The 6,000-nt window shown below is 37.9% G+C and carries 4 protein-coding genes and 1 riboswitch; all 4 genes read right to left on the bottom strand.

Going from position 1 to position 6,000, the window contains the following annotated elements:
* Positions 1 to 180: 180 nt before the first annotated feature.
* A riboswitch (purine riboswitch) is annotated at positions 181 to 282 on the bottom strand.
* A 245-nt stretch (positions 283 to 527) separates the two neighbouring features.
* A complete protein-coding gene (locus tag D1839_RS10515) occupies positions 528 to 896 on the bottom strand; it encodes a VOC family protein (protein WP_120379858.1) in 369 nt (122 codons plus the stop codon).
* 199 nt (positions 897 to 1,095) lie between these two features.
* Positions 1,096 to 2,076, bottom strand: coding sequence for an ornithine cyclodeaminase family protein (locus D1839_RS10510; protein ID WP_120379857.1), 981 nt, complete (start codon positions 2,074 to 2,076; stop codon positions 1,096 to 1,098).
* A gap of 372 nt (positions 2,077 to 2,448) precedes the next feature.
* Entirely contained in the window at positions 2,449 to 3,366 is a 918-nt protein-coding gene (locus tag D1839_RS10505; protein WP_120379856.1) for a proline dehydrogenase family protein, read from the bottom strand.
* 570 nt (positions 3,367 to 3,936) lie between these two features.
* Complete coding sequence (gene pruA / locus D1839_RS10500) at positions 3,937 to 5,484, bottom strand: L-glutamate gamma-semialdehyde dehydrogenase (RefSeq protein WP_120379855.1); 1,548 nt, start codon at positions 5,482 to 5,484, stop codon at positions 3,937 to 3,939.
* Positions 5,485 to 6,000 lie beyond the last annotated feature (516 nt).

The raw sequence follows: 6,000 nt of genomic DNA, 5'->3' as shown, positions 1-6,000 counted from the left end.
CTCACCGTGATTCCTTTATCTCAGTTGCTTCGTTCCAGTCGCTACGTTGCTAAACGGGCGCTCTGCGCCTTTGTTCTTAGGTACAACAAAAAACTCGAAACTCCAGTTCCGCAAGCCAAACTATGAACGGAAACTGATTTTCGAGTAAAAGGCAAAAGAACCGTATTAGGAATAAATACAATTCAGATCAGTTATTTTCATAGTCGGTTTATTTACGGTAAACCGGTAGAAACTCGCAAGCCCTATTCTTGCTATTATATGAAAACCATATTTTATTGGAATGTAACTAGTATAGCATTTACCAATGAAGAAACAACCCCCCATCAAATTAAACTAACATTATTATTATTCTGATAAAAAACACCGTTTTTAGTGCGATTTTCATGCACCCATTAATAATCGTTACTAGTCCAAAGGTGTAAGATCTCCTAAAGAACTTTTTTCGAGGGCATTAGACTACGCACTTAAACTTGGCGACATGGGGGTTGATCCAGCTCATAAACTAACCAGCAGGGAGAAAAAATGGGTTATCGTTTCTCCAAAAACTCTAACCGGTTCCCAAATGGATCAAAGATATAGAAACGTTGAAAACCAGGCAATCGTTCGTCTTCCACAATAGGCACACCGTGATCTCTTACATGTTTTTTCAATACGACCAAATTCCTTACATAAATAGCAGGATGAGCCTTTTTAGCAGGTGTAAAGTCTTCTTCTATCCCAATATGCAAATGAACATCTCCCGATTGCACCCATATACCGCCATTTTTTTGTAAAGCTTGGGGTTTAGCGATTTCTTGAAAACCTAAAAAGGTAACATAAAAATCTTTCGCCGTTTGTTCTTGATCTTTTGGCGCAGCCAGCTGCACATGGTCCAGTTTTTCATAATAAAATGCCATTTTATCCCCTCCTACCTTTAGTGTAAGGTAAAATGACGTCGTTTTCTAATAATCTTTTACTATCCATTCCTATTATGAATTCTTATCTTTTTCCTTTTAAATCATAGCCATTCGAAATCCCACTAAAGAAATTTGTTGTTAAGTTTATGGTAGGCATTTAACTGGTTTTTGTCCATCATTCATGCAGCTAACAAACAACTCATTGCATCTTTTGACCGAAACCAAGTGAAATAGCTTTTGAGTAAATACCTCTAGCTACAGCTAAATCAAAATAAGCAGTCCCTACCGACTTAAAAAATGTAATCGCCTCATGAGATGACCGAATCAAATTTGGGTAATCAATCAACTCATTTAATTGCGCAGTAACATTTGAAAAGCTCCACTCACTTTGTTCCGCTGCATAGATTAATTCTCCCGCTTCTTCTTTCGCACTCGCCAAATCATCCACCACGATTTGATCAGCTCTTATGATCGTCTCTACATCTACCTCTCTCATCGTAGGAAGAAAGGACCCAACTCCATTTATATGTGTGCCCGGCTGAATATCTTTCCCATTAAACACAGGAGTATTTGATCTTGTACTACAAGCGACAATATCCGCTGATTGCATAACATCTTGAACATCTCGCACGACCTGAATCGAAGTCGTCACTCCCCATGTTTGCAATTTCTCTTTAAAGTGCACTGCTCTTTCAAATGTGCGATTAAATAAAATAATATCTTCTATCTCTCGAACAGCTAACACACCTAATACTTGTTCAAAGGCCATCGAACCAGTACCAATAACCCCTAGTATTTTAGCATTAAATCGCGCCATTTTTTCCGTAGCAAGTCCACTTAAAGCTCCAGTACGTAACCTTGTTAAGAATGATGCTTCCATCAAACAAATATGCTCTCCGTTTGCAGCGTCTGTAAGCAGTAGTACACCTTGTGTAGTAGGTTTTTGGTGTTTCGGATTCTCTGGAAATATACTTACTACTTTTACAGAAGCAATCTCTAATGATAAATCCGCACTCGGCATATACAAACCAGAAGCATTGTATTTCGGAATCTCCATCACTGTCCGAGGCGGATTCTTAATCATTCCATTATTTTTTGCTTGCAATCCCTGCTTTAAATCTCTAATAGCATCCTGTATAAAATAATGGGTCTGAATTTCTTTTTCCGATAAAATTAACATAAAACAATCCTTTCATTATCCATGTACAGAGGTGCAAGCGACGGGTTAGTAATAAAGCGACTGAAACATGATTCACTGAGATAAAGGAATGAATCATACTCCATGCTCTTGCAATAGGAATATACCGACCGTGGAGCTGTATATCCGTCTTTAGTAGGACTTCCTCTTAGCAACAAACCGACGATGACTTATCATTGGGAGAGCAATGGAGTGAAGTCGCTAGTGGCTAAGACTATGGATCCAGATGTATCTAGTTATCCATAAGCACCTTTTTTTACAGTATCTAACAACATTTTTTAATAATCTTAGTTTTTTGTAAGTAACTCCGTACTATTACCGAGTTTAGAGCACCTCTTTCACCATTTACACTGGCTATTTTTTAAAGACCCCCTTCAACACAAATGCTACATTAGCAGGGCGTTCCGCTAAACGGCGCATATTATAGCCAAACCAATCATCTCCATAAGGTAAATATATTCGAACTTTATAACCTTCTTGTAATAATCGTTCCTGCAGCTCAAGACGAATTCCATAGAGCATTTGAAATTCAAACTGTGTACGCGGTATATCGCAAGTCTGTTCGAGCTCTTTCGTGTACGCAATAATATTATCATCGTGCGTTGCTATTGCAGTATAATTTCCATTTAACAAACTTTGCTTAATTATTTTTTTATAATTTTGATCGACATCGGTTTTATCTGGAAAAGCAACGGTTTCTGATTCTTTGTACGCGCCCTTTACTAACCGTAAATATGGATTATACTCGCTTAATGCTTGTAAATCTTCCTCTACACGATATAAATAAGCTTGCAATACCGTTCCTAGATTATCAAATTCTTGCTTTAAGGTTGTGAAAATAGTTAACGTTTGCTCTAATCTTGCATAGTCTTCCATATCAATCGTTATTGTAATCCCATGCTCTTTTCCTGCTTGTAAAATTTTACGCATATTCTCCATAACAAGTTCATGTGATATATCTAGCCCAAGTGACGTCAGTTTTAAAGATAGTTCTGCTTGTAATTGTTCTTTAGCAATTACTTTGATAGCCGTAATGCATTCTTCCGCAGACTGTTTCGCTTCAAATTCACTATCAATAAACTCACCTAAGTGGTCAACAGTTACAACAAACCCTTTATCATTTAAAGCTTTAATTTTGTTTGCTGCTTCATGAATAGTCACACCAGCAACAAACCGGGAAGCGCCAAAACGAAAGCCGTATTTTTTCGCCGCTTTTGTGAGCGTTTTATTGTTTGATAGAAACAAAAAGAAATTCCGCATTATTTGCTCCATGTAATCTTACCTCCCAACTATCTCCCAAGCTTTTTATAGAGGTTGTTCAAATAGTACGCTAACAATTTACACATCGCTGTTTCTAGTTAGTTTGCTTCTCCGTTCTGCGGAAGAGAGTTACCCTTATTTAAGCGTAAACGGTTTTTGAAGCAGCTTATATTAGCGGTCATGTAGTTGCAATACATATCTGATCTTCTACTAAACCCTTTTTTGAACATATACGTTAGATAGAATATTAGTGTTATAGTAAGCTAGTAAAAGCTTTTTAACATAAGAATAAATTTTCATTTAAAGGACTTAGACACCCCACGGTTTTGTTCACACTGTAAAGGTATCCCCTTAAAGGCCTTTGCTTAGGAATGGGGATTGGACTTGGGTAATCGACTCCCCTATTTGGTTTCTCCTTCTAGAATGAAAGACCAGCCCTTCCTTCCAGCTATATAACGGGGTAAAGTCTATCTCCCTCTGGTTGCCATATTAATGCAATGAGCAAATAGAGGGAGATATTATTATTCTATTCGGAAAGCAGAAAGCTCCTTATTTACTTTTATAAATTTGTTTTTACTCAGTTTAAAACATTTCCGAAGTCGTTTTCCCTTGCATATGTTGAATTAAGTAATCTGGTCCTCCTGCTTTGGAGTCCGTTCCAGACATATTGAATCCGCCAAATGGTTGATAACCTACAATCGCTGCTGTACAACCACGGTTAAAGTATAGGTTTCCAACATGGAAGTCCTCTCTAGCCTGTTCTAGATGGGCGCGATTGTTTGTAATCACCGCTCCTGTCAATCCATACTCGGTATTATTTGCAATCTCTATTGCTTCTGTAAAGTTCTTCGCCTTAGTTAGTCCGACAACTGGGCCAAAAATTTCTTCTTGCATAATCCGAGCTTTCGGGTCCACATCTGCAAATACGGTCGGCTTAATGAACCAGCCTTTGCTATCATCACCTTCTCCACCAACTAGGAGTTTTCCTTCTTGCTTGCCAATATCGATATAACTCATTATCTTATCATATGCTGCCTGATCTATAACTGGTCCCATATAATAGGAATTATCATGTGGATCGCCTACGGTTGTTTCCGCCGCTAACTCTACAACACGTGTTTTCACTTCGTCATATACATCCTCATGGATAACAGCGCGAGAACAAGCAGAACATTTTTGACCTGAAAAACCAAAGGCAGACTGTACAATAGATTGAGCTGCTAGCTCTAAATCGGCCTCGCTGTCCACAACTATGGTATCTTTTCCACCCATTTCGATAATCGTTCGCTTTAGCCACTTCTGCCCTTCGTGTACAACGGCTGCACGTTCAAAAATACGTGTTCCTACTTCACGTGAGCCTGTAAAGCTTACAAAACGAGTACGAGGATGATCAACTAAGTAATCCCCGACCTCTTTCCCAGACCCTGGAATATAGTTAATTACACCCGCTGGAAGACCAGCTTCTTCTAGTACTTCCATAAATTTATATGCAATAACTGGTGTTGCACTAGCTGGTTTTAATAAAACCGTATTTCCAGTAACCATAGCTGCAACAGTAGTCCCAGCCATAATAGCAAATAGGAAATTCCACGGTGAGATAACAACACCTACTCCTAATGGAATATAATGAAATTGGTTATGTTCCGTTGGACGGCTGTTCACTTTTACACCATCTTTTAGTTCAAGCATTTGCCTGCCATAATATTCCAAAAAGTCAATTGCCTCAGCAGTATCTGCATCAGCTTCTTTCCACGGTTTACCGCCTTCTTTTATTAAATGCGCAGTAAATTCATGTTTTCTGCGACGAATAATAGCTGCTGCACGAAATAACAAATCAGCTCGGAACTTCGGATCGGATTTACGCCATGTTGTAAATGTTTCATCTGCTACTTGCATTGCTTTTTCAGCCAATTCTTGATTGGTTTTGGAAACATAGCCAACTACTTCATCTTTTTTCGCAGGATTTACAGAAATAATTTTTTCTTCGGTCGTAATGCGCTCGCCACCAATAATTAATGGGTACTCCTTGCCAAGGTCTTTCTCTACTTTTTCTAAAGCTGCTAGCATCTGCTGTCTGTTTTCTTCGACTGTAAAATCTGTAAACGGCTCATGCTTATAAGGTACTACCATACAAAAAAACCTCCTCAAAAATCATTCTCCCTAGACACAGGAAGCGTTTTCAATTATTAAGAAAATTCCTGCTAAAAACCATAATCTTGTATACTACATTTTGAAAACGATGAAGATTGCTTCCACCTCTTATCCTCTTTGGACAAAATGATGGTTAGTTAGAAAGTGCAATACTTTTCCCGTACAATATAGTGGAAACGGTAGTAAATTTCAAAAATTTTACCCTAAAACTATTTAAGTATTACTTAAATTATGGTTAACTAAATTATATGATAGTTTCAGCTTTTTCGTCAACTTATTCTGAATGATAAAACGGAATCGGTTTTCTATATTCAAAATGTTAGTCAAAAGTGAAGGTTTATTATCCTGTTTATGAAAATGCTGTAAGGTTTCCACTTCCGTAGTTGGATAATCTGTGGCTAAGTGGGAGATAACAGCACCTAAATATCCGATTCGTTCATCCTACAATCAGTGGCATATGAATGAAAATGCGCCTTGATTAAAGAATTACTTTAT

The sequence above is a fragment of the Roseburia sp. 1XD42-34 genome (assembly GCF_009917385.1).
Taxonomy (GTDB): domain Bacteria; phylum Bacillota; class Bacilli; order Bacillales; family Amphibacillaceae; genus Virgibacillus.
Note: the sequence above shows the minus strand (reverse complement) of the source record. Positions and strands in the feature narration are given on the sequence as shown.

Excerpts from the sequence above, each read along its gene's own strand:
- D1839_RS10505 (WP_120379856.1), bottom strand. The coding sequence starts at position 3,366 with ATGGAGCAAATAATGCGGAATTTCTTTTTGTTTCTATCAAACAATAAA.
- D1839_RS10510 (WP_120379857.1), bottom strand. The coding sequence starts at position 2,076 with ATGTTAATTTTATCGGAAAAAGAAATTCAGACCCATTATTTTATACAG.
- pruA (WP_120379855.1), bottom strand. The coding sequence starts at position 5,484 with ATGGTAGTACCTTATAAGCATGAGCCGTTTACAGATTTTACAGTCGAA.
- D1839_RS10515 (WP_120379858.1), bottom strand. The coding sequence starts at position 896 with ATGGCATTTTATTATGAAAAACTGGACCATGTGCAGCTGGCTGCGCCA.